Source organism: Exiguobacterium sp. SH5S13 (assembly GCF_004337085.1).
GTDB classification, from domain to species: Bacteria; Bacillota; Bacilli; order Exiguobacteriales; family Exiguobacteriaceae; genus Exiguobacterium; species Exiguobacterium aurantiacum_A.
Genome location: NZ_SJUS01000002.1, coordinates 132,988 through 157,959, shown reverse-complemented (window position 1 = coordinate 157,959; position 24,972 = coordinate 132,988). Strand labels below are relative to the sequence as shown.

28 protein-coding genes and 1 pseudogene are annotated in these 24,972 nt (G+C 53.5%); 8 read left to right on the top strand and 21 right to left on the bottom strand.

Translation table 11 applies throughout. From position 1 onward, the window contains the following. Window positions 1-79 precede the first annotated feature (79 nt). Window positions 80-550, top strand: a complete 471-nt coding sequence (locus EVJ30_RS02260; RefSeq protein WP_131458426.1) for a DUF309 domain-containing protein — start codon at window positions 80-82, stop codon at window positions 548-550. 10 nt (window positions 551-560) lie between these two features. On the opposite strand, the gene EVJ30_RS02255 is transcribed toward EVJ30_RS02260, so the two are convergent. The 6 genes from EVJ30_RS02255 to xerD form a co-directional block, all read right to left on the bottom strand. Next, on the bottom strand, window positions 561-917 hold the full coding sequence (locus EVJ30_RS02255; RefSeq protein WP_131458428.1) for a GCN5 family acetyltransferase: 357 nt from the start codon (window positions 915-917) through the stop codon (window positions 561-563). An 89-nt stretch (window positions 918-1,006) separates the two neighbouring features. Then, on the bottom strand, window positions 1,007-1,447 hold the full coding sequence (locus EVJ30_RS02250; protein WP_035386247.1) for a peptidylprolyl isomerase: 441 nt from the start codon (window positions 1,445-1,447) through the stop codon (window positions 1,007-1,009). A 107-nt stretch (window positions 1,448-1,554) separates the two neighbouring features. Next, window positions 1,555-2,856, bottom strand: a complete 1,302-nt coding sequence (locus tag EVJ30_RS02245; protein WP_131439774.1) for a pyrimidine-nucleoside phosphorylase — start codon at window positions 2,854-2,856, stop codon at window positions 1,555-1,557. Window positions 2,857-2,884: 28 nt separating this feature from the next. Beyond that, a complete protein-coding gene (locus tag EVJ30_RS02240) occupies window positions 2,885-3,694 on the bottom strand; it encodes a purine-nucleoside phosphorylase (protein ID WP_131458432.1) in 810 nt (269 codons plus the stop codon). 13 nt (window positions 3,695-3,707) lie between these two features. Continuing rightward, a complete protein-coding gene (deoB, locus tag EVJ30_RS02235; RefSeq protein WP_131467899.1) occupies window positions 3,708-4,874 on the bottom strand; it encodes a phosphopentomutase in 1,167 nt (388 codons plus the stop codon). 21 nt (window positions 4,875-4,895) lie between these two features. Continuing rightward, complete coding sequence (xerD, locus tag EVJ30_RS02230; RefSeq protein ID WP_016509359.1) at window positions 4,896-5,780, bottom strand: site-specific tyrosine recombinase XerD; 885 nt, start codon at window positions 5,778-5,780, stop codon at window positions 4,896-4,898. 207 nt (window positions 5,781-5,987) lie between these two features. Between xerD and EVJ30_RS02225 the strand changes: the two genes are divergently transcribed. Beyond that, entirely contained in the window at window positions 5,988-6,368 is a 381-nt protein-coding gene (locus EVJ30_RS02225) for a VOC family protein (RefSeq protein ID WP_131458436.1), read from the top strand. 55 nt (window positions 6,369-6,423) lie between these two features. Here the strand turns inward: EVJ30_RS02225 and fur are convergent, their stop codons facing one another. Next, a complete protein-coding gene (gene fur, locus EVJ30_RS02220) occupies window positions 6,424-6,903 on the bottom strand; it encodes a ferric iron uptake transcriptional regulator (protein ID WP_016509373.1) in 480 nt (159 codons plus the stop codon). Window positions 6,904-7,015: 112 nt separating this feature from the next. Beyond that, the gene (locus tag EVJ30_RS02215; protein WP_131458438.1) at window positions 7,016-7,546 is read right to left on the bottom strand and encodes an NUDIX domain-containing protein; all 531 of its coding nucleotides are present in this window, start codon (window positions 7,544-7,546) and stop codon (window positions 7,016-7,018) included. A gap of 77 nt (window positions 7,547-7,623) precedes the next feature. On the opposite strand from EVJ30_RS02215, the gene EVJ30_RS02210 reads away from it, so the two are divergent. Beyond that, a complete protein-coding gene (locus EVJ30_RS02210; RefSeq protein ID WP_236635967.1) occupies window positions 7,624-8,454 on the top strand; it encodes an aldo/keto reductase in 831 nt (276 codons plus the stop codon). Window positions 8,455-8,457: 3 nt separating this feature from the next. Here the strand turns inward: EVJ30_RS02210 and EVJ30_RS02205 are convergent, their stop codons facing one another. Then, window positions 8,458-8,997, bottom strand: coding sequence for a PadR family transcriptional regulator (locus EVJ30_RS02205; protein ID WP_131458442.1), 540 nt, complete (start codon window positions 8,995-8,997; stop codon window positions 8,458-8,460). Between the two features lie 126 nt (window positions 8,998-9,123). Here EVJ30_RS02205 and EVJ30_RS02200 point away from each other — a divergent pair, with 126 nt between their 5' ends. Further along, on the top strand, window positions 9,124-9,438 hold the full coding sequence (locus tag EVJ30_RS02200) for a thioredoxin family protein (RefSeq protein WP_070327106.1): 315 nt from the start codon (window positions 9,124-9,126) through the stop codon (window positions 9,436-9,438). Window positions 9,439-9,464: 26 nt separating this feature from the next. Here EVJ30_RS02200 and EVJ30_RS02195 read toward each other — a convergent pair whose 3' ends face one another. The 9 genes from EVJ30_RS02195 to EVJ30_RS02155 all read right to left on the bottom strand — a co-directional run bounded on the left by EVJ30_RS02195 (window position 9,465) and on the right by EVJ30_RS02155 (window position 17,770). Next, window positions 9,465-10,400 carry an NAD(P)/FAD-dependent oxidoreductase gene (locus EVJ30_RS02195; RefSeq protein WP_131467895.1) on the bottom strand — a complete coding sequence of 312 codons (936 nt, stop codon included), beginning with the start codon at window positions 10,398-10,400 and terminating at the stop codon, window positions 9,465-9,467. Then, window positions 10,397-10,978, bottom strand: coding sequence for a CDP-alcohol phosphatidyltransferase family protein (locus EVJ30_RS02190; protein WP_070327104.1), 582 nt, complete (start codon window positions 10,976-10,978; stop codon window positions 10,397-10,399). The genes EVJ30_RS02195 and EVJ30_RS02190 overlap by 4 nt, the downstream gene beginning before the upstream one ends. Next, the gene (locus tag EVJ30_RS02185; RefSeq protein WP_131458446.1) at window positions 10,978-11,862 is read right to left on the bottom strand and encodes an ABC transporter ATP-binding protein; all 885 of its coding nucleotides are present in this window, start codon (window positions 11,860-11,862) and stop codon (window positions 10,978-10,980) included. The genes EVJ30_RS02190 and EVJ30_RS02185 overlap by 1 nt, the downstream gene beginning before the upstream one ends. After that, window positions 11,859-12,560 carry an ABC transporter permease family protein gene (locus EVJ30_RS02180; RefSeq protein WP_131467893.1) on the bottom strand — a complete coding sequence of 234 codons (702 nt, stop codon included), beginning with the start codon at window positions 12,558-12,560 and terminating at the stop codon, window positions 11,859-11,861. Before EVJ30_RS02180 ends, EVJ30_RS02185 begins: the two co-directional genes overlap by 4 nt. Further along, window positions 12,557-13,333 (bottom strand): ABC transporter permease, encoded by a 777-nt coding sequence (locus EVJ30_RS02175; RefSeq protein WP_131458450.1) that lies wholly within the window; start codon window positions 13,331-13,333, stop codon window positions 12,557-12,559. Before EVJ30_RS02175 ends, EVJ30_RS02180 begins: the two co-directional genes overlap by 4 nt. Then, window positions 13,320-14,492 (bottom strand): ABC transporter substrate-binding protein, encoded by a 1,173-nt coding sequence (locus EVJ30_RS02170; protein WP_131467891.1) that lies wholly within the window; start codon window positions 14,490-14,492, stop codon window positions 13,320-13,322. The genes EVJ30_RS02175 and EVJ30_RS02170 overlap by 14 nt, the downstream gene beginning before the upstream one ends. Window positions 14,493-14,511: 19 nt before the next feature. Beyond that, the gene (locus EVJ30_RS02165) at window positions 14,512-15,258 is read right to left on the bottom strand and encodes an SDR family NAD(P)-dependent oxidoreductase (protein WP_236635966.1); all 747 of its coding nucleotides are present in this window, start codon (window positions 15,256-15,258) and stop codon (window positions 14,512-14,514) included. After that, a complete protein-coding gene (locus tag EVJ30_RS02160; RefSeq protein WP_236634052.1) occupies window positions 15,255-16,232 on the bottom strand; it encodes an MBL fold metallo-hydrolase in 978 nt (325 codons plus the stop codon). The genes EVJ30_RS02165 and EVJ30_RS02160 overlap by 4 nt, the downstream gene beginning before the upstream one ends. Window positions 16,233-16,333: 101 nt before the next feature. Further along, a complete protein-coding gene (locus EVJ30_RS02155) occupies window positions 16,334-17,770 on the bottom strand; it encodes an NADP-dependent glyceraldehyde-3-phosphate dehydrogenase (protein ID WP_131467934.1) in 1,437 nt (478 codons plus the stop codon). A gap of 228 nt (window positions 17,771-17,998) precedes the next feature. On the opposite strand from EVJ30_RS02155, the gene EVJ30_RS02150 reads away from it, so the two are divergent. Next, complete coding sequence (locus tag EVJ30_RS02150; protein WP_131458499.1) at window positions 17,999-18,877, top strand: chemotaxis protein CheV; 879 nt, start codon at window positions 17,999-18,001, stop codon at window positions 18,875-18,877. Between the two features lie 37 nt (window positions 18,878-18,914). Here EVJ30_RS02150 and EVJ30_RS02145 read toward each other — a convergent pair whose 3' ends face one another. Then, window positions 18,915-19,286: an Hpt domain-containing protein gene (locus tag EVJ30_RS02145; protein WP_236634051.1), complete on the bottom strand. Its 372-nt coding sequence runs from the start codon at window positions 19,284-19,286 to the stop codon at window positions 18,915-18,917. 146 nt (window positions 19,287-19,432) lie between these two features. Between EVJ30_RS02145 and EVJ30_RS02140 the strand changes: the two genes are divergently transcribed. After that, complete coding sequence (locus tag EVJ30_RS02140) at window positions 19,433-20,368, top strand: magnesium transporter CorA family protein (protein WP_071397678.1); 936 nt, start codon at window positions 19,433-19,435, stop codon at window positions 20,366-20,368. A gap of 47 nt (window positions 20,369-20,415) precedes the next feature. Here EVJ30_RS02140 and EVJ30_RS02135 read toward each other — a convergent pair whose 3' ends face one another. Continuing rightward, window positions 20,416-21,528: a PP2C family protein-serine/threonine phosphatase gene (locus EVJ30_RS02135; protein WP_070327094.1), complete on the bottom strand. Its 1,113-nt coding sequence runs from the start codon at window positions 21,526-21,528 to the stop codon at window positions 20,416-20,418. A gap of 161 nt (window positions 21,529-21,689) precedes the next feature. Here EVJ30_RS02135 and ytzI point away from each other — a divergent pair, with 161 nt between their 5' ends. Together ytzI and EVJ30_RS02125 are read left to right on the top strand one after the other, a co-directional pair. Then, on the top strand, window positions 21,690-21,857 hold the full coding sequence (gene ytzI / locus EVJ30_RS02130) for a YtzI protein (protein ID WP_131458459.1): 168 nt from the start codon (window positions 21,690-21,692) through the stop codon (window positions 21,855-21,857). Window positions 21,858-21,922: 65 nt separating this feature from the next. Beyond that, a pseudogene (locus EVJ30_RS02125) lies at window positions 21,923-22,759 on the top strand (RNA-guided endonuclease TnpB family protein); the annotation flags it as partial. A 71-nt stretch (window positions 22,760-22,830) separates the two neighbouring features. Here the strand turns inward: EVJ30_RS02125 and EVJ30_RS02120 are convergent. Further along, on the bottom strand, window positions 22,831-24,957 hold the full coding sequence (locus EVJ30_RS02120) for a DNA topoisomerase III (RefSeq protein ID WP_131467887.1): 2,127 nt from the start codon (window positions 24,955-24,957) through the stop codon (window positions 22,831-22,833). Window positions 24,958-24,972: the final 15 nt, after the last annotated feature.

Sequence of the window (24,972 nt, the reverse complement as noted above, 5' to 3'; positions counted from 1 at the left end):
AGAGACACCTGCCATTTAACATTTTTGCGCTTTAGTATAACATGTTTTGTAGTACAGTGACCACGAAAGGAGAAAATTGATGCTTACCCCTTTTTATCAGTATACGTTGCTGTTTGAATGTCATGCCGATTATTTCGAGTGCCACGAGGTGCTCGAAGAGGCGTGGCAGGATGGGAACCGCGAACATCTCGGCTATGCCGTCTTGATCCAGTACGCCGTCGCCCACTATCACTTCCGTCGGGGCAACACGGCCGGGGCCGTCAAGAGCGTCGCTGCGTTGAAGCAAAAGCTTCCTTTGGCCGCAAGCGCCCTTGAACCGCTCGGCATCGACATGGAGGCGTTCACACGTGACTTGGAACGTTGGCCGCTCCCGGACACACTCCCGCTAGACGAGCCGACACGCCGACAAATCGACCGGTTGAAACCCACGTTCGAGCCGACCTCCCTGACTTTCGACGAGCTCGTCCATAAACATATCCACCGTGACCGGACGCCCGTCGTTAAAGAGCGTCTGCTCGCGCTAGAACAACGACAAAAAGCTAGGCGCTGAGCCTAGCTTTTTATATCGAGACTTGATTCCATTTATCGAGCAAGTCGCTCGTCTTCCCGTGACCGACAAGTGTCAAGTCGAACGGTAACAAGTTCCGTGTCTCATCGAGCAGTTCATATGAACGTTTCTCGCCACGGAACGAAGGCGACAAGGCGATATGATGGATGCACATCGTCGTCTCAAGCTGTTCCATCCCGATGATCCCGACGAAGTCTTCTTCGACTTTCCACAAGTAGAGGAACTTCGAAGCGTCTTCCTCGTAAGACCGTACGAGTTCGAGAAGGGCGAGCGGAGACTTGTCGCTACATGCAAATGCGAGCAGCCCCATTGCCGTCTTCTCGTGCGATTGTTTATACTTCACCAGCATGGCTGGTCTCACCACCTTTAGTCAGACATGTTTCACGAAGTGAACACGTGAGAGACATGGCTCATTGTGCCATAACGTTTAGGCAGAAATCAATTCTCATCCCAAACTTTGACTTCAGCCATCTTCGTGCCTTGGCGAAGTTTGACCGCATGCTCAAGACCTGACGTCACTTTACCGAACACAGTATGAACCCCATCAAGGTGCGGTTGTGGCGCATGGACGATGAAGAACTGTGATGAGCCCGTGTTGCGCCCGGCGTGTGCCATCGAAAGCGAGCCGGCTTCATGTTTGTACGGGAACGAAGTCGACGTCTCACAAGGAATCGTTTTACCTGAACCGCCCATACCTGTTCCGTCCGGGCATCCGCCTTGACTGACGAAGCCTGGGATGACACGGTGGAACGTCAATCCGTCGTAGAAGCCGCGGTTCGCGAGCTCTTCGAAGTTGTCGACCGTGATCGGTGCTGCGTCATGGAATAAATCAAATTCAATCATTTCACCGTTCTCTAATTTCATTGATCCTTTTTTCATATGGAAATACCCCTTTTATGTTCATATAGTCAATAATCACTCACATTACCCATCTTATCAAAAAAAGACGTCTGCCTCCACTGTTTTGTGGAAACAGACGTTCTGACTTACTGGATGACCGCGTGGACGAGCGGACGTGCCTCTGGTTGAGTGGCGCCGATCGTGTAAGCATGATCCATGCGTTCAAGTGCCGAAGACATGTCTTCGATGTTTGAACGAAGGACCGCGATGACGTCACCCGCCTCGACTTTGTCGCCGACTTTCTTCTCGAGCGTGATACCGGCCGCGAAGTCGATCAAGTCGTCCTTCGTTGCCCGTCCCGCTCCGAGGAGCATCGCTGCGACACCGACCTCGTCCGCGATGATCGATTCGACGTAACCGGCTGTCTTCGCGACGAACGTCGTCTCAAATTTCGCTTGCGGGAATTTAGTCACATCATCGACGAGTGAGGCGTCCCCACCTTGTGCCGCGACGAACTGACGGAACACTTCAAGCGCGTGACCGTCGGCCATCCGGCGTTCAAGATCGGCGTATGCTTCGTCAAACGTCTTATAAAATTCACCGAGGACGGCCATATGACCGGCGATCGTGAGTGCGATCGTTTTCAAGTCTTTGACGTCTTTCCCAGACAATACTTCAATCGCCTCTTTCACTTCGTTCGCGTTCCCGATCTCAAAGCCGAGCGGTTGGTCCATATCGGTGATGACGGCGATCGTCTTGCGACCGACGTTCTTCCCGATGGCGACCATCTCTTCAGCGAGTGCTTTCGCGTCGTCGAACGACTTCATGAACGCACCAGAGCCTGTCTTGACGTCGAGGACGATGCTGTCGGCACCGGCAGCGATCTTCTTCGACATGATCGAGCTCGCGATGAGCGGGATCGACTCGACCGTCGCCGTCACGTCGCGGAGCGCGTAAAGACGTTTGTCGGCCGGCGTCAAGTTGCCCGTCTGCCCGATGATCGACATCTTGATGTCGTTCACTTGCTTCGTGAACTGCGCTTCCGTCAGCTCGACGTTGAACCCTGGGAATGATTCGAGCTTGTCGATCGTCCCACCTGTATGACCGAGCCCGCGCCCGCTCATTTTAGCGACCGGGATACCGATCGAGGCGACGAGTGGGGCGACGATCAAACTGATCTTGTCGCCGACGCCACCTGTTGAGTGCTTATCGACTTTTTTCCCTTTAATTTTAGAAAGGTCGATGACGTCACCTGACTTGACCATTTCCATCGTCAACGCCGCCGTCTCTTTCTCGGTCATGCCGTTGAAATAAATCGCCATCGACAAAGCAGACATTTGATAGTCTGGAATCGTCTCATTCGTGAAGCCTTCCACGACGTAGCGGATCTCCTGTTCGTTTAATTCTCCACCGTTACGTTTTTTCAAAATCAAGTCGACCATACGCATAAGTTTTGTCCTCCTAGAATTGTTTTAGTCACATGCTTTTAATCGTGCCACGTACGAGTGAAAGGAAGTCTTGGCGGACGCGCTCTGTCGTCTCGATGACTTCTTCGTGGTTGAGCGGTTGGTCAAGGATACCTGCGGCCATGTTCGAGACGCACGAAATTCCGAGGACACGCATGTCTGAGTGACGAGCCACGATGACTTCTGGTACGGTCGACATGCCGACGACGTCGCCGCCGAGCAGACGGGCCATCTTGACTTCAGCCGGTGTCTCGTATGTCGGACCGGTGTTCCCGAAGTAAACGCCTTTTTGAATCTTGAGACCGAGGTCTGACGCGACCCGCTCTGTCAACGCGACGAGTTGTTTGTCATACGCCTCTGACATGTCCGGGAAGCGTGTCCCGAAGTCGCTCGCGTTCTTGCCGATGAGCGGGCTCGTGCCGAAGAAATTGATATGGTCCGTGATGATCATCAAGTCGCCCGGGTTGAACGCCTCGTTGCAAGCACCAGCGGCGTTCGTGACGATGAGCGTCTCGACACCGATCAATTTGAGGACACGGACCGGGAACGTGACTTGTTCCATCGAATATCCTTCATAGAAATGGAACCGTCCTTGCATCGCAACGACACGTTTCCCTTCAAGGTCACCAAAGACGAGCTGTCCGGCATGGCCTTCGACTGTCGAGACCGGGAAGTGCGGAATATCTTCGTAAGGAATCGCGACCGGATTCTCGATCTCGTCGGCGAGCACGCCAAGACCCGATCCGAGAATGAGTCCGATTTCTGGCGTTCCGTTCATGCGTTCCTGTAAAAATGCTTTTGTTTCGTTCCAATTTACCATGTGTAGTGCCTCCTCAAATTTCGTTTAAGAAACTGTTTCCGATTGCTGGTGCGTCGACGTCAAAGTTATCCGCCACCGTGGCGCCGATATCTGCGAACGTAGCGCGAACGCCGAGGTCGACCGCAGTCGAACCGTGGTGATGGACGATGAGCGGGACATATTCCCGCGTATGGTCCGTCCCTGGTGCCGTCGGATCGTTACCGTGGTCGGCCGTGATGATCAGCAAGTCGTCTTCACGCAAGCGAGCAAACACTTCAGGAAGACGGGCGTCATACTCTTCGAGCGCGACCGCATATCCTTCCGGATCCCGGCGATGGCCGAACAATGCGTCAAAGTCGACGAGGTTCAAGAAGCAGAGCCCTTCGAACTCCTCATCAAGCGAAGCGACGAGTTTGTCCATTCCGTCCATATTTGACTTCGTACGGACCGCTTTCGTCACGCCTTCTCCGTCATAGATATCACTGATCTTCCCGAGGGCAATCACGTCTTTACCAGCTGTTTCGAGCGTGTTCATGACCGTCTTGCCGAACGGTTTGAGCGCATAGTCGTGACGGTTTGACGTCCGGACCCAAGCACCAGGCGTTCCGAGGAACGGCCGGGCGATGATCCGTCCGAGCATGTACGGATCTTCGCGCGTAATGTCGCGCGCGTATTCGCAGATGCGGTACAGTTCTTCGAGCGGGACGACTTCTTCGTGGGCCGCGATTTGAAGCACCGAGTCGGCCGACGTATAGACGATCAACGCACCTGTCGCGACATGCTCTTCACCGAGCTCGTCTAAAATTTCCGTTCCTGACGCCGGCTTGTTGCCGATGATGTCGCGTCCACTGAACTCTTTAAGCCGGTTGATCAAATCGTCCGGGAATTCCTCGAACACACGGAACGGCGTATCGATGTGGAGACCCATGATTTCCCAATGACCAGTCATCGTATCTTTCCCGGCCGAAATTTCTTCCATCCGGCCGAACGCGCTCGGCGCGCTTGACGGTTCGATGCCTTCGATCGGTTTAATGTTCGCTAACCCAAGCTTGCCCATGTTCGGCATGTTCAAGCCGCCATGCGCACGAGCGATGTGACCTAACGTGTCTGAACCGACGTCTCCGAACTGGTCGGCATCTGGGGCTTCCCCGATCCCGACTGAGTCCATGACGACTAAGAATATACGTTTAAATTTCTTCACAAAAGTTCCTCCTTTAAGTGTCTAGGCCCGCGGGTGATGCTTACGGTACACATCGTGGAGCCGCGCCTTGTTGACATGTGTGTAGATTTGAGTAGTGGAGAGATCGGCATGGCCGAGCATTTGCTGGATGGCGCGCAGATCGGCACCATTCTCGAGCAAGTGCGTCGCGAACGAGTGACGCAGCACGTGCGGTGTGATCTCTTTCGGGATACCGGCGTCTTTCGCCCGTCGCTTAATGATCTTCCAAAAGCCTTGGCGGCTAAGCCGACCGCCACGTCCGTTCAAGAACAACGCCTCGGTCTCCCGACCACCGAGGCCGTTTCGCGCTTGCTGGATGTAACGTTCGACAAAATTTTGGGCGACCGACGACACCGGAATGATCCGGGCGCTCTCGCCTTTGCCTTCACACTGTAAATACCCCAGTTCAAACTGTAAATCATCCAAATCAAGACCGAGAAGTTCGCTGACGCGCATGCCTGTCCCGTAGAGCAGTTCGAGCATGGCACGATCCCGAAGCGCGAGCGGATCGTTCGTCGGGACGCTATCGAGCAACCGCTCGACTTCGTCTTGCGACCACGTGTCCGGCAGATGCCGCTCCGCTTTCGGCGTCTCTAAATAAAGTGCCGGATCGGTCGAGGCGCCGCCGCTCATCTTCAGATGGTGATGAAACGTGCGAATCGAACTGACGGCTCGTCGCAGTGACGAGGCGGCCCGACCCGCTTGCGACAGTTCCTCTAAATGCTTGACGATATGTGAGCGCGTGACTTCATTCCACTCGGTCACCCCAAGTTGGGTTAGTGTCGATAAGTACTGGGTCAAATCGCTCGCATAGGCTTGTCTCGTGTTGGTGGACATTCTTTTCTCAACCGTCATATATTGTAAAAACGACTCGACTTGCGAACGCATGACATCCCCCTCCTTCCTCGCTACACCTGAATACGCTTACATCATATCACTTATGTAAACCGTTGTGAAGACGTCTGACCTCATTTTTTTGTAAGTTTTTTTGACAGTTTTTTGTCATCGATTCCACGCCCGTTTTCTCCAGGAAATCGACTGACAATCCCGCTGCATCACTGGTAAGATGAACGTAGTTGAAAAGGAGTGATGACGATGAACATCGAACACGTTGCCGTATGGGTCCACGACCTCGAACGGATGCGCCACTTTTATGAGACGTATTTTGGTGCCAGCGCCAACGACAAATACACGAATCGGCACAAACAGTTCACATCGTATTTTTTAACGTTTCCGGAATCAGCGTGCCGACTTGAGCTAATGTGCCGATCCGACATCCAAAGCGAAGCGATGCCGACACTCGGCTGGGCGCATGTGGCGTTCGCGCTAGGCAGCGCCGAGGCCGTCGACGAATTGACGGCGCGCTTGCAGGCTGATGGCTATGAACTCGTCGATGGACCGCGCCTGACCGGGGACGGCTATTATGAGAGCGTCGTCCACGATCCAGAACGAAACAAAATCGAACTGACGATTTGACGGCATGATGAACAGAAAGGAGGACAAGCCGCTCGGCTTGTCCTCCTTTGTTTCGTTAACCGTTAATGACGGCTTTATGCCCTTCGAGCGTGACGCCTTTCGCTTGGCACACTTTACAGATGCCATGGAACGTCAAACGATGGTCTTTGATTAAAAATTCATACTTGCTCTCGACTTTCTTCTCGACGTCGACGAGCAGGTCTTCCATAATCTCTTCGACTGATCCACACTCGACGCAGACGAGGTGATGGTGCGAATGGTTCGCCCCTTCTGGTCTGAGGTCGAACCGGGCGACACCGTCACCGAAGTTGACTTTGTCGACGACGCCGAGCTCGGTCAACAGTTCGAGTGTCCGGTACACGGTCGCGAGACCGATTTCGGGTGCGATACTCTTGACGAGCATGAACACGTTCTCTGCACTTAGATGGTCCGTCTCGTTCTCAAGCAAGATACGGACCGTTGATTCTCGTTGCGGTGTCAATTTATATCCTTTGGCGCTCAATTGCTGTTTGATCCGTTCAATTCGCGTTTCCATAAGGCGCCCCCTCTTTACATAATTCACTATTCAAAGCATACCGAAATTCCGTCGTTTTTTCAAATTAAAATTATTACTATGTAAGTTTATCACAACCTACTTCAGATTAGAATTATTTCAATTTAGACAATTGCCACCACTGAATCGCCATAATCGTCTTGGCATCGGTGATCCGCCCGCTCGCTAAAAGTTCGCTCGCTTCTTCGAACGTGTAACGCTCGACTTGTAAAAATTCATCCTCGTCTAGGTTCATCGCTCCCGCCGTCAAACCTTTGGCGACGAACACGTCGACGCGTTCGCTGCAAAATCCGGGTGCACCGTAAAACGAGAATATCTTTTCAAGCGACTCAGCTTTATAACCGGTCTCTTCCTCAAGTTCACGCTTCGCGCTCGCGAGCGGCTCTTCTCCGACCTCGAGTTTACCGGCCGGAATCTCGAGTGACATCGATTCGAACGCTTTCCGGTATTGCTCGACGAGAACGATCTTGTCGTCCTCATCGATCAATAATACCGCGACGGCCCCATTATGATACACAAGCTCTCGGACCGACGTTCCTCCGTTCGGGAGCGCGACGACATGCTTCTCGACATCGAAAATCTTCCCTTGATAGATGACTTCCCGTTCAATCGTTTTCTCTTCCATGGTTATGTACTCCTCACGTTTTCTTATATACTGTAATTATGAGTCAAATCAATGGACGGAACAAGGAGGAATTATCGATGGCAGAACTTGGACTAGGAACGATGTCGATTTTAAAACAAGGAGACGATGAGGGCCGACAGATTCTCGAAGCGGCTTATGCGTCAGGGATCCGTCATTTTGACACGGCTGACGTCTATGACCGTCACGATGTCGAACGGCTCGTCGGTGAGACGTTCGCCGGTCGGCGGGACGACTTGTTTTTGACGAGCAAAGGTGGAAATGAATGGACCGAAGACGGAATGCGCTGGAACCCAGCCCCTTCTTATTTAGAACAGGCGCTTCACGGTTCTCTCGAACGACTACAGACGGATTACTTAGACTTGTATTACGTACATGGTGGAACGATGGAAGACGACCTTGACGCGACGATCGATTTCATGCGCCGACAAAAGCAGGCCGGGGTCATCCGTCAAATCGGACTCTCCTCGATTCGTCCGAACGTGATCCGCTACTGGCTTGAGCACGGGGGGCTCGATGTCTTGATGACACCGTACTCACTGCTCGACCGCCGCATCGAATCGCTCGGGCAAGACGTTCCGCTCGTCGGTCGGGGACCGCTCGCTAAAGGGTTGTTGACCGATGAATGGTCCGAGCGCTTGAGCGCTAAGGGCTTCGAGTCTTGGAGCGAACCCGAGTTACGCAACCTCCTGTCGACGTTGCCACACCCGATTCAAGCGTATGCGCTCGCTGCTGCGAAACGGACGTGTGCCGTCGTCTTGCCTGGCGCTTCTTCTGTCGAGCAGTTGCAGCAGACGATTGACGCATATCATGGTGACATCAATGAGCGTGCACTCGATAAACTGCTGGCTCGTCTGCCGATTCATCCGTATACAAAACATACGACCTGAACGTCAGGTCGTATGTGTACCGCGCTGTTTCATTTGTTCGATCGCCCAATCGGCCCAATCGGCATAGTTTTCCATCATGCGGATCGCATATTCACTCGTCAATAAGTACCCGAGCGTGTCCGCTTCCGATTGATGGGCTGCTTGGAACGCACGAATTTGATGTGCGACTTGTTCATGATGCGTTTTCGTCTCCTCGACGTAACGGATCGCCTCGTCGAGCGGAAGCAGTTGCAGCAGGCTGACGCGCAACAGGTTCTCATCTTTCATCTTCGGCTGAAACGACGTCGGTTGTCTGAGCCAGTCAATCAACTCTTGACGTCCCGCCGCTGTGATCGAATAGATCTTCTTATCGGGAAGATCATGTTGGGTCACATGCTCTGACGAAACGAGGTGCTCGTCTTCCATCTTTAACAGTTCCCGATAAATCTGTGTATGATGGGCGTGCCAAAAGTGGATCATTTGCGCTTTGAACGTCGCGTTCAAGGCGTAGCCGGTCGCAGGCTGATGGGTCAACAACCCGAGTAGTGCATGACGTAACGCCATAACCATCACCATTCCCTTGCAGTTCAGTTTTTTTAAGTGTAGCACAATCTCTTGTAAGTCCGAGAATGTCAATCGGTTGACGGGCGCACCGAAGACACAGACAATGAGAGAAAGGAGTGATCAATCATGAAACCAATACAATCTGAACAACAATTCCAAACTGCCATTCAAGATAAAGGAATGGTCATCTTCACGACGTCTTGGTGCCCAGACTGCCGCCGCCTCGACATGTACGTCGACGAACTCGTCAAAGACTACCCGCAATTCAACTGGTACGTCGTCGATCGCGACGAACTGCCTGAACTGTCTGACACGCAGGAAGTCCGTGGCATCCCGTCACTGCTCTTCTATCAAGAAGGCGTCAAACAAGAACACCTTCATTCGGCGCATGCGAAGACGGAAATGCAAATTCGGTCGTTCCTCGACACGTTGAACGCCTAATCAAAAGACGACCGCGGTCGTCTTTTTTAGTGCGTGAATTTCTGCATGTAGCGCCTGTCGATTTGACGCTTGATCCAATACGAACACCGGCCGTGCCACGTCAAGCGCCCAAACGTGAGTAAGGCGTGTCCCGGAGTCGTCAATAAAATATTGAGCGACGTCCGCTGTTTATATGGCTTTTGGTCACCGAGGAGCGCCGACGCGACGTGACGGCCCGATCGGACCGCGTCGACGCCTCCGTTCAAGCCCATTGCCATATCCCCGGTGATGTAAATATCTTGATACGTCGCGTGACGCAAATAAGCGTCGGTCGGAATAAACGACCCCTCCTCGGCAAGGCCTGAGCGGTGCCACCACTCGACCGGCACGACTCCAGTCGCGTCAAGGACAAGACCGTCTGGCGCGTCCCCACCCTCATACTGTTGCGCGATCAGCGTCACCCCGCTTGCAACGAGACGACGGGCAATGTGACGGCCGACCCGGTTCGGCAAGTCCGGCAAAATCTGCTTCGCATAGAGCGTGACGTGTTGCTTCGACCTCACGCAAGCGAAAGCGAGCTCGACGCCAGCTTTGCCCCCTCCGACGATCGTGACCGCACGGCTCGCTTGAATGTGTTCGATTGCTACGTCCGTCATCGGTTTCAAGCCCGTTCCGATCCCTCGGCTCTTCGCACCTGTCGCGAGCACGAGGTGATCATAAGCGATCATACCTTGATCGGTCTCGATGATTCGCTTGACCGGGTCGAGCGAGATGAGTCTGCTCGCGACCGGTGTGACATCCGGTCGCAAGTTGACGACTGCCGAAGCCATCTCATTTGCGATCACTTGGGGGAACGCCCCGGTATAAACCGTTTCCTCAAGTCCGACATAACTGACCTCGTACCGTTCACGCAACTGTTCGATCCGCGCTAAAATTTCGAGTTGCCCGTGACCGAGCCCGACTAGGACGAGCCGCGGCTTCATCGTAAAATCCGCCGTGCTTCCAACAGGCGCTGGCTGATCGTGAACACTTCAAGGATGAGGAACAGCGTCGCGACGACCCCGATCCACGACGGGAACAAAATCATGAGCGTGAACAAGATGAAGCACTCCGTCCGTTCAAGGAGACCCGGTTGATAATAAAATGATTTCTCAGAACGTTTTGAACTGCTGGCTCCGACGGCGAGAAACAGCGTCATCGCAACGACGAAGGATCCGAGCAAGAAGAGAAAGACCGGCATGTGCTCAGGATAACGAAGCGCCAGCGCGACGACGACCGAGATCTCGACGATGCGATCGAAGACGAGGTCGAGCACTGTGCCAAACCCCGTCTTCCGAGAGCGGCGCGCCATCGTCCCGTCAATGACATCGAGAAGACCCGATAACCAAAGCAGGGCGACCGCTGTCCAAAGCATGTCATTATAAATAAAGAACCCGACCGAGATCCCGATGATCCCTCCAAGGATTGTCACTTCGTTCGGTGTGAAATTCCATTTTAGAAGCCGATCGGCCCCTCGTTCAACGATGGGACGAACCCAGCGGCTTCCGTACGTGTCTAGCATCAAACCACTCCTTTTTTCTTCCGCAAATAGTAGGTCTCCCCGATCTGAAACGATTCGTCCCGGGGGAGAATGACGTACGTACCGGTCGCGAGGCGATACTCGCCTAGCCGATTGCCGAAGCGATTCAACTGTCGGACGAGTACGACCGGTTCGCCTGCTTGTTTCGTCACTTCCATCATCGTCGCCGGATAAGACGAACCTGAAAGCTCGATAAAGTCTCCAAACGCCGGCTCAGTCTCGTAAAGTTCGCCTGGTGTCCCCGTCGCCAGGACTTCTCCGTCTTCGAGCAACGTCACCCGATCGGCGACGAGCATCGCTTCTTCCCGGTCGTGGGTCACGAGCAACGCCGTCAACTCGAGTTGTTGGACGAGGTCCCGGATCAGCCGCTGCAACTCGTATTTCAAATCCGGATCGAGATTCGTGAACGGCTCATCTAACAAAATGAGCCGCGGCTCGGCCGCAAGGGCACGGGCAAAACTGACACGCTGTTGCTCGCCTCCGGAAAGTTCGTGGATGTCATCGTCATATCGGCCCGGAAGGCGGACACGGGCAAGCCACGCCTCTGCCTGCTCCCGTGACCGATTTTGAGTCGCGAGCGTCACGTTCTCCCCGACCGACAAATGCGGGAACAGAAGCGGTGATTGTGACAGCATCGTGATGCGCCGCTTGTGAGGAGGCGTCCCGAGGAGCGGCTCTCCGTCCCACGTCACCGTCCCCGTGTCTGCCGTCTCAAGTCCGGCGATAATCCGTAGCAACGTCGACTTCCCGGACCCGCTCACCCCGACAAGCGCATGGATCTCTTTCTTGTCAACGATCAGGTCGACCCCGTTCAATACGTCGCGTTGTTTGAAGTTCTTTTGTATTCCTGTAACGACTAAACTCATCTTAACCGCTCCTTCATAATTCGTACCGCTACGCGGAACAATCCTCCGAGACCGATATACAACAAGACCGGCAACAAGATGAGGACCCACGTGTTTTGTAGTGCCAATGAAACGTCATTTCCCGCATACGATTGATACAGTTGTGTCGTGACGGTCGGGATGAGCCCCGCACCGATCAATTGCACGAGCACGAACTGACCGAGAACGATGACCGTCGAGAACAAGACGATCGCCCGCATCGTCGCCGCCAACAAAGGAAACAGCACCATGCTAAATCGAGGAAGCGGCGGCAGTGTCATCGTCTGCTCAAGGAGCGGGCGTCCGATCACATACATCGCATTGTAGGCGAGCCGGATCGAGTACGGGAGCGTCGAGACGAGCAAGACGAGCAAGACACCGGCATACGTCCCGACGAGCCCGACGTTCGCGAGCACGATGTACATACCGAACATACTCGCCATGACCGGAATGAACAACGGGATAAAGACGAGCCACTCGACGAGTGTCCGCCATCTCGACTCTGTAAAAATCAGCCACCACGCTGTCCCGAGACCGAGCCAGACATTGATGACGGCCAAACTGACGACGTAGAACACCGTGTTCATGAGCACTTCATCCAATCGGATCGGAGAAGGCAAACCGAAGAGTAAGCCGAGAAACGGGAACAAGATGAAACTAATGATAAGGACCCGACTCATCGCCTCACCCCTTTTTCAATCCGGCGTCTTCGTTTGGCCGTAACGAGATACGATACAAAAGCCCCGACTGAGATCAATAGTGTCCAAACGAGTGCGACCGCGTAGGATTCATTCGCGTTTAAAAACAACCCTGTCGTCAGCCGTTCGTATGCGAGCACCCCGAGCAGCTCCGGGAATGTGACCCCGAGCAGGGCCGGTACCTCGTAAGCGAACGAGATGAACGCCACTAAAATCCAAAACGAGTCCAAGAGTGGCTTCAGTAAAAACGGCCACTCCGCGACTTTGAACTGCTCGAACCGTGTGAGTTGGAGCGTCTTCGCCATATCGAGATAGCCGCGATTCAGTTGCCCGTATGTGCCGAGCATCATCAAAAAGACGAACGGCACTTCTTTCCACACATACGTCAATATGACGACAAAGTGATGGCGCTCGTTCGCTTCCACAAGCCCGTAAAACGGAAAACCGCCCGAGAACAACAACAAAAATAAATACGCACCTGCGACATGCGGCACGAACATCGGCAATTTGAGCAGCGCTGAAAGCCAAACCGCCTCTCGAATCCGGACCGTTCGTGCCAACCACGTCCCGATGAGTAGCGAAATCGTCGTCGAGACGAGCGTCACGTAAAGCGTGACGGCTAAACTCGCCCGCCACGCCGCATCGCGCCAAAGTGACGTCCATTCGAATGAAGCGGTCTCACCGGCTAGAAATACAAGACCGGCGAGCGGTAGCAATAAGACGATGACGCTCAAGCCGACGCTACCTCGCGACACGGGACCATCCTTCACGAACTTGATCGATCACGCTCGGCCCGAAGTCGGCAATCGAACGTTCGGCAAGTTGTTCAGGGTCTGGATACGTGACGCCCGTGTCCAGTTTGAGGAAGGCTTCCCGGTCCGCTCGTTCAAGCTTCGTCAAATCGAGCGATGTCCCGTCACCCCAATACGTCGCATCTTGTTTGGCGAGTTGGGCTTCCGGTGACAACAATTCATTGATCACGACGATGGCACCGTTCGGATTGCTTGCGTTGAACGGGACCGCGAGAAAATGCGTCGAGGCGATTGAATGGTCGAGGACGAGTGCACGCGTCCCGTCTGGAAACACGCCGTCGTTTCGCTCGGCCTCAGCACGACGCTCATTGAATCCCATCGTCATCCACACGTCACCTTTCGCATAAAGTTGGTCGAGTTGGGCGAGTGACTTCGGATACGTCGCTCCTTGTTTCCACAGATTCGGTGACCACGTCGCGAGTTCATCCCAAAATGCATCCGGGATCGTTTGATCGCTTCGGATCGTTTCCCCGTACTCGGCATAGAGCAGATGGCGGACGAACGCGTTACCGGTGAAGTCTGTCACTTCAGGATACGTGAAACGGCCTGGATTTGCTTCGGTCCAACGATGTAGTTCTTCGAACGTCGCCGGAGGATTCGTCACTTTGTCGGCATCATAGTGCAGCACGAACTGAACGTTGCCCCACGCCACCTCGAGTCCGTCGGTCGGCGTCCCGGCGTCGGTCGCTTGCGCGGTCTCGTTCAAAAGTGCTGCGTTCGGGATTTTATCGAGCAGGTCGCCTTGTAGAAGCTCCGCCTCGGCCGCGTTTCTAAAATTATCGCCATTGATCCACATGAGGTCGATCGTGCCCGCCTCTCGATTCGAACGTTTATCGAGTGACAGTTGGCGAATGAATTCGGCCGTGTCCATCGGGACGCGATTCAACTCGATATCGTATGTCTCTTTCAGGCGTGGTGCGACGTAGTCATCGATGTAACGGTTGATGCCGTCGTCCCCGCCCCACAAGTAAAAGTTGACCGTCGTTTGCTCAGCCTCTTGAACCGCCTCGTCAAACGTCGGGGCCAGGTCTGCTCCCGTCGTCCCGCAGGCGCTGAGGAAAACAAGCGCAAACAGCAGCCCTAATTGTCGTATTCGTCGCATCGTACTTCCCCTCTCTCTACTACTTTTTGTCAAATCCCCGTTTTGCCAACCGTTCGAACCAAATCGGGCACATTGCGTACAGTTTTCCGCCTAAGTCCATCCACCACGGGGCGTTGACTTCACGTTTCGACTGTTCAAACGCTGAGACGACCCGCTGTGCCAACTGATCTGGGTCGAGCATGATACGACGCACACTCTGTTCATAGCGCCCCGTCTTATCAGCCCGGTCAAAGAACGGCGTGTTGATCGGACCAAGATTGACCGTCAGTACATGGACACCTGCCGGCTTCAGCTCGAGCCGGAGCGCGTTTGAAAACTGGAGCAATGCCGCTTTCGATCCGGCGTACACGGCCGACTTCGGGGTCGGCACTTTGGCAGCTTGCGAGCAAACGTTTATGATCGTCCCGCCTCGCTTCATCCGGCGCCCACAGTCACGCGACATCACCATCGGCGCGATCGCGTTCAAGCGCATCGTCTCTTCGATGACGTCCGTCGTTTGATCAACGACCCGGTCAAACTCACCGACGCCGGCGTTGTTGATCCAACCGTCGATCGGTCCATATTTCTGTACGACATCGTCGACGAGCGTCTCATAACTTGTCAAAACATCCGTGACCATCCAGTCTGCAGATAGTTTCGTCCCGAGCTCTCGAAGGCGCGTCTCGTTTCTGGCAATTAACGTCAGCTTATAGCCCGCTGCCGAAAAAGAATGCGCCAAAGCGGCACCAAAGCCGCTCGACGCACCTGTGATCACAATATGTCTCATTCCATTGCTTCCTCCACTCTCACATAAATCCATTTGCCATCGGCTAACTGCTTGACGACATGACCGCGTTCCTCGAGCAATGTCAACCGCGCGAACACTTCGCTGAAGACAAGCGGCATCGCCCGGCGCATCTTCCGCCCGTACAGCCGCATCGACCAATCGAACACACTCAAGCCGTCGGCCCAGTCGTTCAGCAGCTGCTCGCTCCGTTCATAGCGTTGACTGATCCTTGATTCGATGAGTACCCGCGGATGCTGAATCGGATTGCCGTGTCCGCTCACGACAAGCTTAATATCAAGCGCCTGTAACTTTCTAAGCGAATCGAGATAAAGTAAGACCGGTGACGCAAACCCTTCGTCCTCATACGGTTGTTCGATCAACGGGTTCGGTTCGACCGCATCGATCAAATGATCACCGGCGATCAAGACGCCGCCCGGCCCGAGCAGTCCGAGTTGATCGCTCGCGTGTCCCGGTAGATGAATCGTCTTCCAAGCCCCGTCGCTCGTCACGTCTTGTCCTTCTTCGAACGTCATCGTGACGGTCGTCGGACCGATCCAACGTAGCGCCTCCCGGTAGTCCGGCAACTTGGTGATGATCGACTCCGGTGCCCCAAACCAATGAGCCAGTTCATATAAGAAGTGATTGCCTTTTTTAATAAAGTTCGGTGTCTGTTCCAAATAACGAACGAGCTTCTCGTGACCATAGACTGGAATCGAGACATCCCGCAGCCGCCAAGCTTGACCGGCATGGTCAGCATGATGGTGCGTTAAAAATAGAAAATCGATGTCCGCGAGCGTCAGTTCGAGTTCAGCCAATTCGTCGTTCAAGGACGCCCATGCCTCTTCCGTATCTGGCCCACAGTCGACCATGAAAAACCGGCCCCCATGCTCTACGATGTATACGTTCACGTTACCGACCTCAAACGGTGTCGGAATATCGAGTCTTGCCAGTTGACTTGAAATCCAGTTCGCCACGTCCACACAACCCCTTCCACCTATCTTCATTCATTATACCTGTCAGAATGAAGGGATTTCAATGGCACAAAAAAAGGAGGGGATGTCTCCCCTCCAATCGTTTATAAGTTGATGACGGTCACTTTATCACGTGTCATCGTTTCAAGACTGCGTCCAATCCCTTGGACACCGAGACCTGATTGTTTCACACCGATGAACGGGAAGTGGTCAGGACCGCGTTCCGTTCGACCGTTGACTTGGACCGTACCGACTTCGAGCTTTTCGGCGACCGTGAACGCACTGTTCACGTTTTGCGTGAACACGCTCGCTTGAAGACCGAACTCTGACTCGTTCGTCAGTTCGATCATCTCGTCGAGTGAGCTGACACGGATGATCGGAAGAACAGGTCCGAACGGTTCTTCCCAAGCGACACGCATCTCACGCGTGACGTGGTCGAGCAGCGTCGGGTGGAGCAGGTTGCCATCGCGTTCGTTGCCGTGGACGACCGTCGCACGCTTGTTGACGGCGTCGTCGATCAAGCCTTGAACATAGTCAGCCGACTTCTTGTCGATGAGCGGGACGATGAAGCTGTTGTCAACTGGCGAACCGACCGTGAGTTTCTCGACGCGCTGTTTCAACATGGCGACGAGTTCGTCCGCTTGATCTTCGAGCACGAAGACGCGTTTGATCGCTGTGCAACGCTGACCCGAGTAAGAGAACGCACCGCTGACGATTTGATCCGCCGCAAGCGTCATGTCCGCGTCTTCTAAGACGAGCGCCGGGTCTTTGCCGCCGAGCTCTAAGACGACCGGGACCATCGATGCCTGTTGTGACAAATGTTGACCGGTTCCTGTACCGCCTGTGAATGTGATCATGTCGACACCTGGGTGCGACGTCAAGTAGTCGCCGATGACCGAACCGCGACCCGTCACGAGGTTCAACAATCCGCTCGGAAGACCGGCGTCTTGCAGTGCCTCGACCATTTTGACGCCACTGATCGCACCTTGCGTCGCCGGTTTGAAGACGACCGCGTTCCCCGTAATAAGGGCCGGGGCGATTTTAGCAGCGGCTAAGTTGACCGGATAGTTGAACGGTGAGATCGCGAGAACGACACCGAGTGCCTCTTTTTTGATGATCGCCATTTTGTTCTTTGATCCGCCCGGGAACGAATCGCCTTGCATGAATCCACCTGTGAAACGAAGTCCTTCCTCAGCCGTATAACGAATAATCTCAGCTGTGCGGACGACTTCTTTTTTCGCGTCGTTCAAGTTCTTCCCAACTTCGCGCATGATGATTTGACCGATCTCATCGACGCGCTCTTCGAGTTTGTCCGCCCATGCGTACAACAGCTCGGCGCGCTTGTTGACCGGAAGCGCCGCCCACTCTTGTTGTGCACGTTTGGCACCGTGAATCGCCTCGTCGACTTCGTCGCGCGACATCGCTTGGACGTGTCCGACGATTTCTTCTGTATAAGGTGAAACGAGTTCGATCGTTTCATTTGTTGTTGATTCTTGCCATTGCCCGTTAATTAAATATGGATACGTGTTCATACTCATAATCTCTATCTGCCTCCTGAGTAAGCTGTGATATCTCGTTGCCACCCTCATTGTATGCAAAATCAATTCCGTTGAACAACTATAAAGATTCAGTTTGTGTAATGTAAGCGGTTACTCAGTGACTTTTCGTGATTTTTGACCCGACTTTGACACTTTTCAACTGAAGACTTTGGTCGATTTGACCGATAGAAAGGAAGAGAGAACGCGATATAGGAGGGACCACCATTGAGCATGGATCATAATATTTTACTTGAAGCAGGTACGAACGAGTTAGAAATCGTCATTTTCCAGTCAGGCCCGTTTATTTTCGGGATTAACGTCATGAAGGTTCGCGAGATCATCACGATGCTTCCACTTACCCCGTTACCCGGAACGCCTGAGGCGATCATGGGATTGATCGAATTGCGCGGCGAAGTCATGACGGTCATCGATCTCCCGATGGTCATCGGTCATCCTCGTGAAGCCGGAGACGGGGACCGCTTGATCGTCTGTGAGTTTAACGGCGAGAAATCAGTGCTCCGGGTCGACCAAGTGACGGAGATCAAGCGCATCTCATGGGAACAGATCGACACACCGTCAGATCTTGCCCGCGGTGTCCAAGGCATCACGAACGGCGTCGTCAAAACAGGAGACCAAATGATCATTCTTCTCGACTATGAGCGCATCGCTCTCGAGTTGTCACGAAAAGACATCATGGCTCGTGAATCCGTCAAACGACTCGGTGCAAGGGAACGCTCGAACAAACAAGTGTGGATCGCAGAAGATTCGGAGATGCTCCGCACCTTGATCATCGACACGCTCGACGATGCAGGCTACTTCAACACGACAATCTTCAACAACGGGAAAGAAGCGCTTGATGCGTTCGAGCAAGATGGTGTCGAATGCGATCTGCTCATCACCGACATCGAGATGCCACAAATGGACGGATTGCATTTGACGAGACGACTACGCGAAATGGACCGCTACGCGGCGTTGCCGATCGTAATTTTCTCGTCACTCATCTCAGACGACTTGAAACATAAAGGCGATGCCGTCGGCGCGAACGCACAAATCACGAAGCCTGAAATCGGCATGTTGATTGCGACGCTCGATGAGTTTTTAGCCAAATGACAAACCGAGGGGCCGCAAAATTGCGGCCCCTCTTTCATTACACCAATCGATTGAAATAGGCGTCCCATTCGACAGCGAACCGTTGCATTTGACGCTCGATGTCCTCAAGCACCGGTTCAAGGTTCTCGACTTCGTTCGTCTCACCGGCGAGTTCAAGTTGTTGGAAACGCGACGCCGTCTCGTCAAGTCCGACCGAATAAGAGGCTCCCTTTAACAAGTGGGCGAGTTGTTCGATTTGTTCATGATCTTTCGTCTCGACCACGCGCTTTAATTCAGGAAACTTCGCCTCGAACTGCGCGACGTAAGTCTCGGCAATCTTTTTCAGAAAATCTTTATTTCCACTTGCGATTTGATGGAGCTCTGCTAATTTATCTTCGTTAAACAGAGCGTTTTGGGGTGTTTGAGTCATCTCCATCCCTCCTTCTACTCATTCCTTCTGACATTCTAACTCACTGTAGGATGTTTTCGAGAGAAAACAAAAAATCTCCTTCTTTGCGATTGCACTCTCCTACTCGCCTACCTATAATAAAGTTGAGCTAAGGTAGGAGGAAGATTATGCTAACGATTTACCGTACCGACGCATCTGGTCGTGTGCACGAGATCGAAGACTTTGACAAAGGAAGCTGGATCCAACTCGTCAACCCGACGAAAGACGAGGCCGATCAAGTCATTGCCGCCTCCGGCATTCCTGAAGACTTCGTGTACGACCCACTTGATATTGAAGAAAAGCCGCGCTTTGAGAAAGATGACGAAGGCCTGCTCATGATCATTGACGTTCCATACGTTGAAGAAGACGATACGGGACGTGCCTATAATACGATCCCACTCGGTATCATCGTCACGGGACGACATTTCATCACCGTCTGTTCGCGTGACCTCGATGTACTCAACTTGTTCGCTAACGGCAAAGCCCGCTTGTTCCGGACAAACTATCGTAGCCGGTTCGTCTTCCAGATTTTGCACCGAGTCAGCATGACGTACTTGCGGTTCCTTCGCCAGATCGACCGGCGAATGGAAGAGCTAGAGCAAGAACTTCAACGTTCGATGCGAAATCAGGAAATTTTCCAGTTGATGAACTTACAGAAGTCGCTCGTCTACTTCATGACATCGCTCAAAGCGAATGACAGCGTCCTCGACCGCATCGTCAAGACGCCGAGTCTTGAGAAGCATGAAGAAGACGAAGACTTGTTAGAAGACGTATTCGTCGAGCATCGTCAGGCGATGGAGATGGCCTCGATTTATAACGACATCATCAGCATTAAGATGGATGCGTTCGGGTCGATCATCTCGAACAACGTCAACTTCGTCATGAAGTTCTTGGCGTCGATCACGATCGTGCTCAGTATTCCGACGATGATTTCCGGGATCTTTGGGATGAACGTCCAAGTCCCATGGGAAGGACAATCAATCGGTTTCGTGTTCGCACTTGCCATGATGGTCGGTTTTTCGAGTCTCGCCTTTTATATTTTATGGCGGAAACGTTATTTCTAGACAAAAGGATGAAATCGTCATGAGCGACGGTCTCATCCTTTTGTCGTTTAAGTTAGCTTTACCGTGACGAGGCACAAGTCGTCGTCAATCTCGATTTTCGGGACGAGCCGTTCGGCAACGTGACGGGCATAATCTAAGCCGTACGTGGCGATGTCTTTTTCAAGCCAACGGATGCCGTCATCGATGTCTTTGCTATAACATTCCATCAGTCCGTCCGTGTACATATGCAGGACCATACCTGGCGTGATCTTGATTTCTTTCGATTCATAATTCGGTTCCTCGAACATGCCGACCGGCACCCCAGTCGTCTCGAGACGAGTCATCCCTTCCGGAGACGTCACGATCACAGGCGGATGGCCGGCATTGACATACTCGATGCGTTGATTCGTCGTATCGATGTAACAATAGACGGCCGTGAAATAACTTTGCATATCGTCGCCTGAAAACAGGAACGTCATCTGTCGGTTCAGTTCGGTCATGACGTCGACCGGGTACTGGACGTTGGCGACAAGGCCTGGCAAGATCGAGCGGATTCCCATCGTGATCAAGGCTGAAGACACGCCGTGACCCATCACGTCGAAAATGATGACACCGTAACGATCAGGCGCGACTTGGAACCAGGCGTACATGTCACCCGCCAATTTTTTAGATGGCAGGTACAGCGCCCGCATATCGATTTCCGCGCTACTGATTGGTGGGGTCAGTGCGCTCTGCTGAATCTTTTGGGCCAAATCCAGGTCATATTGGAGACGAGCCTCATATTTTTTCCGTTCATCGACGGCCGCTTTGTAACGGAGCGCCGAGCGAATCCGGGCGAGGAGTTCGGTGATTTTGATCGGCTTCGTCGTATAGTCGGACGCTTCAGCATCTAGCCCTTCGGCAATTTGCTTCTCTTCGGTCCGGCCCGACACCATGATTACCGGCAGTTCTTCATATCCTGTCATTTGTCGAATCCGTTTGCACGTTTCAATCCCTGAGATGCCCGGCATCTCGACATCGAGCAGGACAAGGTCATACAGCGACGGGGCTTGCGGGTCCATGAGGAGCGCGAGAGCATCTTCACCACTTGAGACCGAGACCGTCTCATAATCGTGTTGATGCAATAATTGTTCGAGAACCATCGTATTGACCGGTTCGTCGTCGACAATCAAAATCGCCATAGTCATCCCTACCTTCTCTGTCAGTGTTCTTCTATATGTTATTGTATCATATCTAATCAAGAGACCAACCATTTCAAACCTGTAACAGTTGTGAGAGGCTCAAACATGGAGAACGTCTCAGCTTTTTGTCATACTAAAAAAAAGAAAGCGAGGAATGCGCCATGGGATGGATATTTGCCGTAAGTGGATTGATCATTTTGCTCGTCTTGATCGCCTCTGTCGTCGTCATCCAAAAAGGATACGCCTACAAAGACAACAAAGATGACATCGTTCTCGACTACGATGAGATCAATCGCCGCATCACCGAACAAGATCAGCAGGACAAATAGAGCCATCCACGACGGATGGCTCTATTTTTATCAAAATTAGGCGAGAATACGCCCACTTCTAAACGACGAACATCCAGGGCAAGTCTCAACTTCCTGAGGTGTCGATCGTCGGCAACCGGCTCAAGCTGCCGAAGTTGAAGTGGGTCCGGTTCGCCAACTCGAAGCAGGTCGAGGGCCGTATCTTGAACGCCACGATCCGACGTAACGCCTCAGGCAAATACTTCGTCTCCCTCCTCGTCGAGCAGGAAATCGACGAACTGCCGAAGACCGGCTCAACCGTCGGCGTCGACGTCGGGCTCAAGAACTTCGCCATCCTGTCCGACGGCACGGTGTACCAAAACGACCGCTACTTTCGCACGCTCGAGAAGAAACTGGCACGTGAGCAGCGCAAGCTCTCCCGTCGTCGGCTCATCGCCCTGAACCGGAACATCAAGCTGTCGGAGGCGAAGAACTATCAGAAACAGAAACGGAAGGTCGCCTGCATCCATGAGAAGATCGCCAACAAGCGCACCGACTTCCTGCACAAGGTATCGACCGAGATCGTCAAAAACCACGACATTATCGGCATCGAGACCTTGCAGGTGAAGAACATGCAGAAGAACCGCGCGCTCAGCAAGTCCATCTCGGAGGTGAGTTGGTCGGAGTTCTTCCGCATGCTCGAATACAAGGCGGACTGGTACGGCAAGACCGTCGTGAAGGTCGGGAAGACCTTCGCCTCGAGCCAGCTCTGTTCGAGTTGCGGTCATCGACACAAAGACGTGAAGCATCTTGGTCTGCGTGAGTGGACATGCCCGGGCTGCGGGACCCACCACGACCGCGATGTGAACGCAGGACTGAACCTCAAACGAGAGGCTCGGCGTATCTTCGCCTCTTCAACCGTCGGGACGACGGGGCTAGCCTGATCAGGTTTCGACTGTTAGGTCGGATAACTCAGGAATCCTCCCCCTCTAAGCGAAGCGTAGGTGGGGGTAGTTCAATTGAACTCGAAGCGTATCGCCCCTTTTTCAAGATAGAGCGTGGCCTCAAACGTCTTGTCGCCTTTTTTGAACGCATGAACATTTGACTGCCCGCCGTTGATCATCTGTTTCAGTTCATCTTTCGCGAGTCCGACACCGAGCACTTGTTTTGACACGGTGAATTTGCACCCTTCGCGGTAGCCGCTGCAACCGATGAACTTCGGATGCTCGACGAGTCCTTTTCCACAGCTCGGACAGACGCCAAACGACGCTTTTGGCCGCGAGGCAGATTTCTTCCCGAATCGTCTCGGTTCAATCGTATAGCCTTCCGGATTCGCCGCCGCGACTCTCGCTTTGGCTTCTTCGACGAGATGAATCGACATCTTTTTCGCCTGGTCGATGAATTCGGCCGCAGACGCAGACGCCTGTCCGATCTCATGGAGCCGCTTCTCCCATTTCGCGGTCATGGCCGGCGAGGCGAGAATGCTGTCGCCGAGCACATCGATTAACAGACGGCCTTTATCGGTCGGAACGAGCTCTTTCTTTTGAAGTTCAACATAACCCCGCTTCTTCAAGCCGTCGATTATGTTCGCCCGAGTCGCTTCCGTGCCGAGCCCCTCGACTTCTTTCATGATATGGATCAGTTCCTCGTCGTCGAGCTGTTTCCCGGCGACTTTCATCGCCATGATGAGCGCGCCTTCCGTATACCGTTTTGGAGGCTCTGTCTGTTTCGATAACACTTCGACTTTCTTTTCAGTCAACGGCTCACCGGTTGTCAGCACCGGAAGCTCGACGTCTTTTGACTTCATCTCGACGACTTGACGGTACCCGGGGCTGACAACGACCGTCCCTTTTGCCCGGTATAAGTCTTCCCCGTCCATCAAGTCGACGGTCGTCTTCTCGAGTTTGGCCGAGGGGGCGAACGCCGCCAGAAAGCGGCGGTTGATCAAGTCATACAGTTTCGCCTCATCCCCGCTAAGTCGACCCACATCGCCGCACGCTTCGGTCGGAATGATCGCATAGTGATCGCTCACTTTTTTCGCGTTGACGTAGCGGCTGTTCCGGGACGGGTTCTCGGTCAACACGTCAGCGAGTCCAGCATATGCCGCAGACTTCAACAGCCGTGCTTTCGTCTGCGGGAACAGCGTCGCCTCGTCGGGCGTGACGAAACTAGAATCTGTCCGCGGATAACTGATCCACCCTTTCGTATACAACTTTTGGGCGATATCGAGCGTCTTCTTCGCCCCGAAGCCGAACCGTTTGCCGGCCTCGGCCTGGAGACCCGATAAGCTGAACCAGAACGGTGGGTGTTCCGTCTTGTCTTCCTTATCAATCGACCGCACGACCGCCGTTCCGGTCGATCGGTCGACGACGGCGTCAGCTTGTTCACGCGTCTTCAGTTTCGTCGTCTTTCCAAGTGTGTATTTCGCTTTGAACGTGCCCCGTCCTTTTTGGAGCGTCGCTTCGACCTCGAAGTACGCCTCCGGGACGAACTGTTTGATCTCGCGCTCTCGATTGACGATCAAGGCGAGCGTCGGTGTCTGGACGCGGCCGAGTGAGAACACGTCTTCGATGCCAATCGTCTTCAAGAGCGTCGTATATGCGCGCGATGCGTTCATACCGACGAGCCAGTCGGCACAGGCACGACTCATCGCCTCATGGTAATACGGAATCGTCTGCTCTCCCGGCAACAGCTGCGCGAAGCCGCGGTCGACCGCCTGCTCGGTCAAACTCGAGATCCATAAGCGCTCGAGCGGTTTTTTGTTGCCGGCAAGGCGCAAGATGAGACGAACGATCGCCTCTCCTTCCCGCTCGGCGTCAGAAGCGATGATGACGTCCGTGATCGAGCGGTCGTGGAGCCATTTTTTGATTGTCTGGAACGGCTTCGACTTGCCCTTCGAGATGCGATAGTCGAACCGGTCTGGGACAATCGGAAGTGATTCATACTTCCAAGACTTCCACTCCGGGCGGTAGTGGGACGGCTCTTGGAGTTCACATAAGTGGCCAACTGCCCAAACGACGATGGCACCTTCCGGGAAACGTTGGCATGCTGCGATTTCAATCTCGTCTTTTCTCTTTTTTGATGGATACGGCGCCGCCAGCTTTTGTGCCTGCGACGGTTTCTCCGCAATGATTAATCTCATGTGATCCCTACTTTC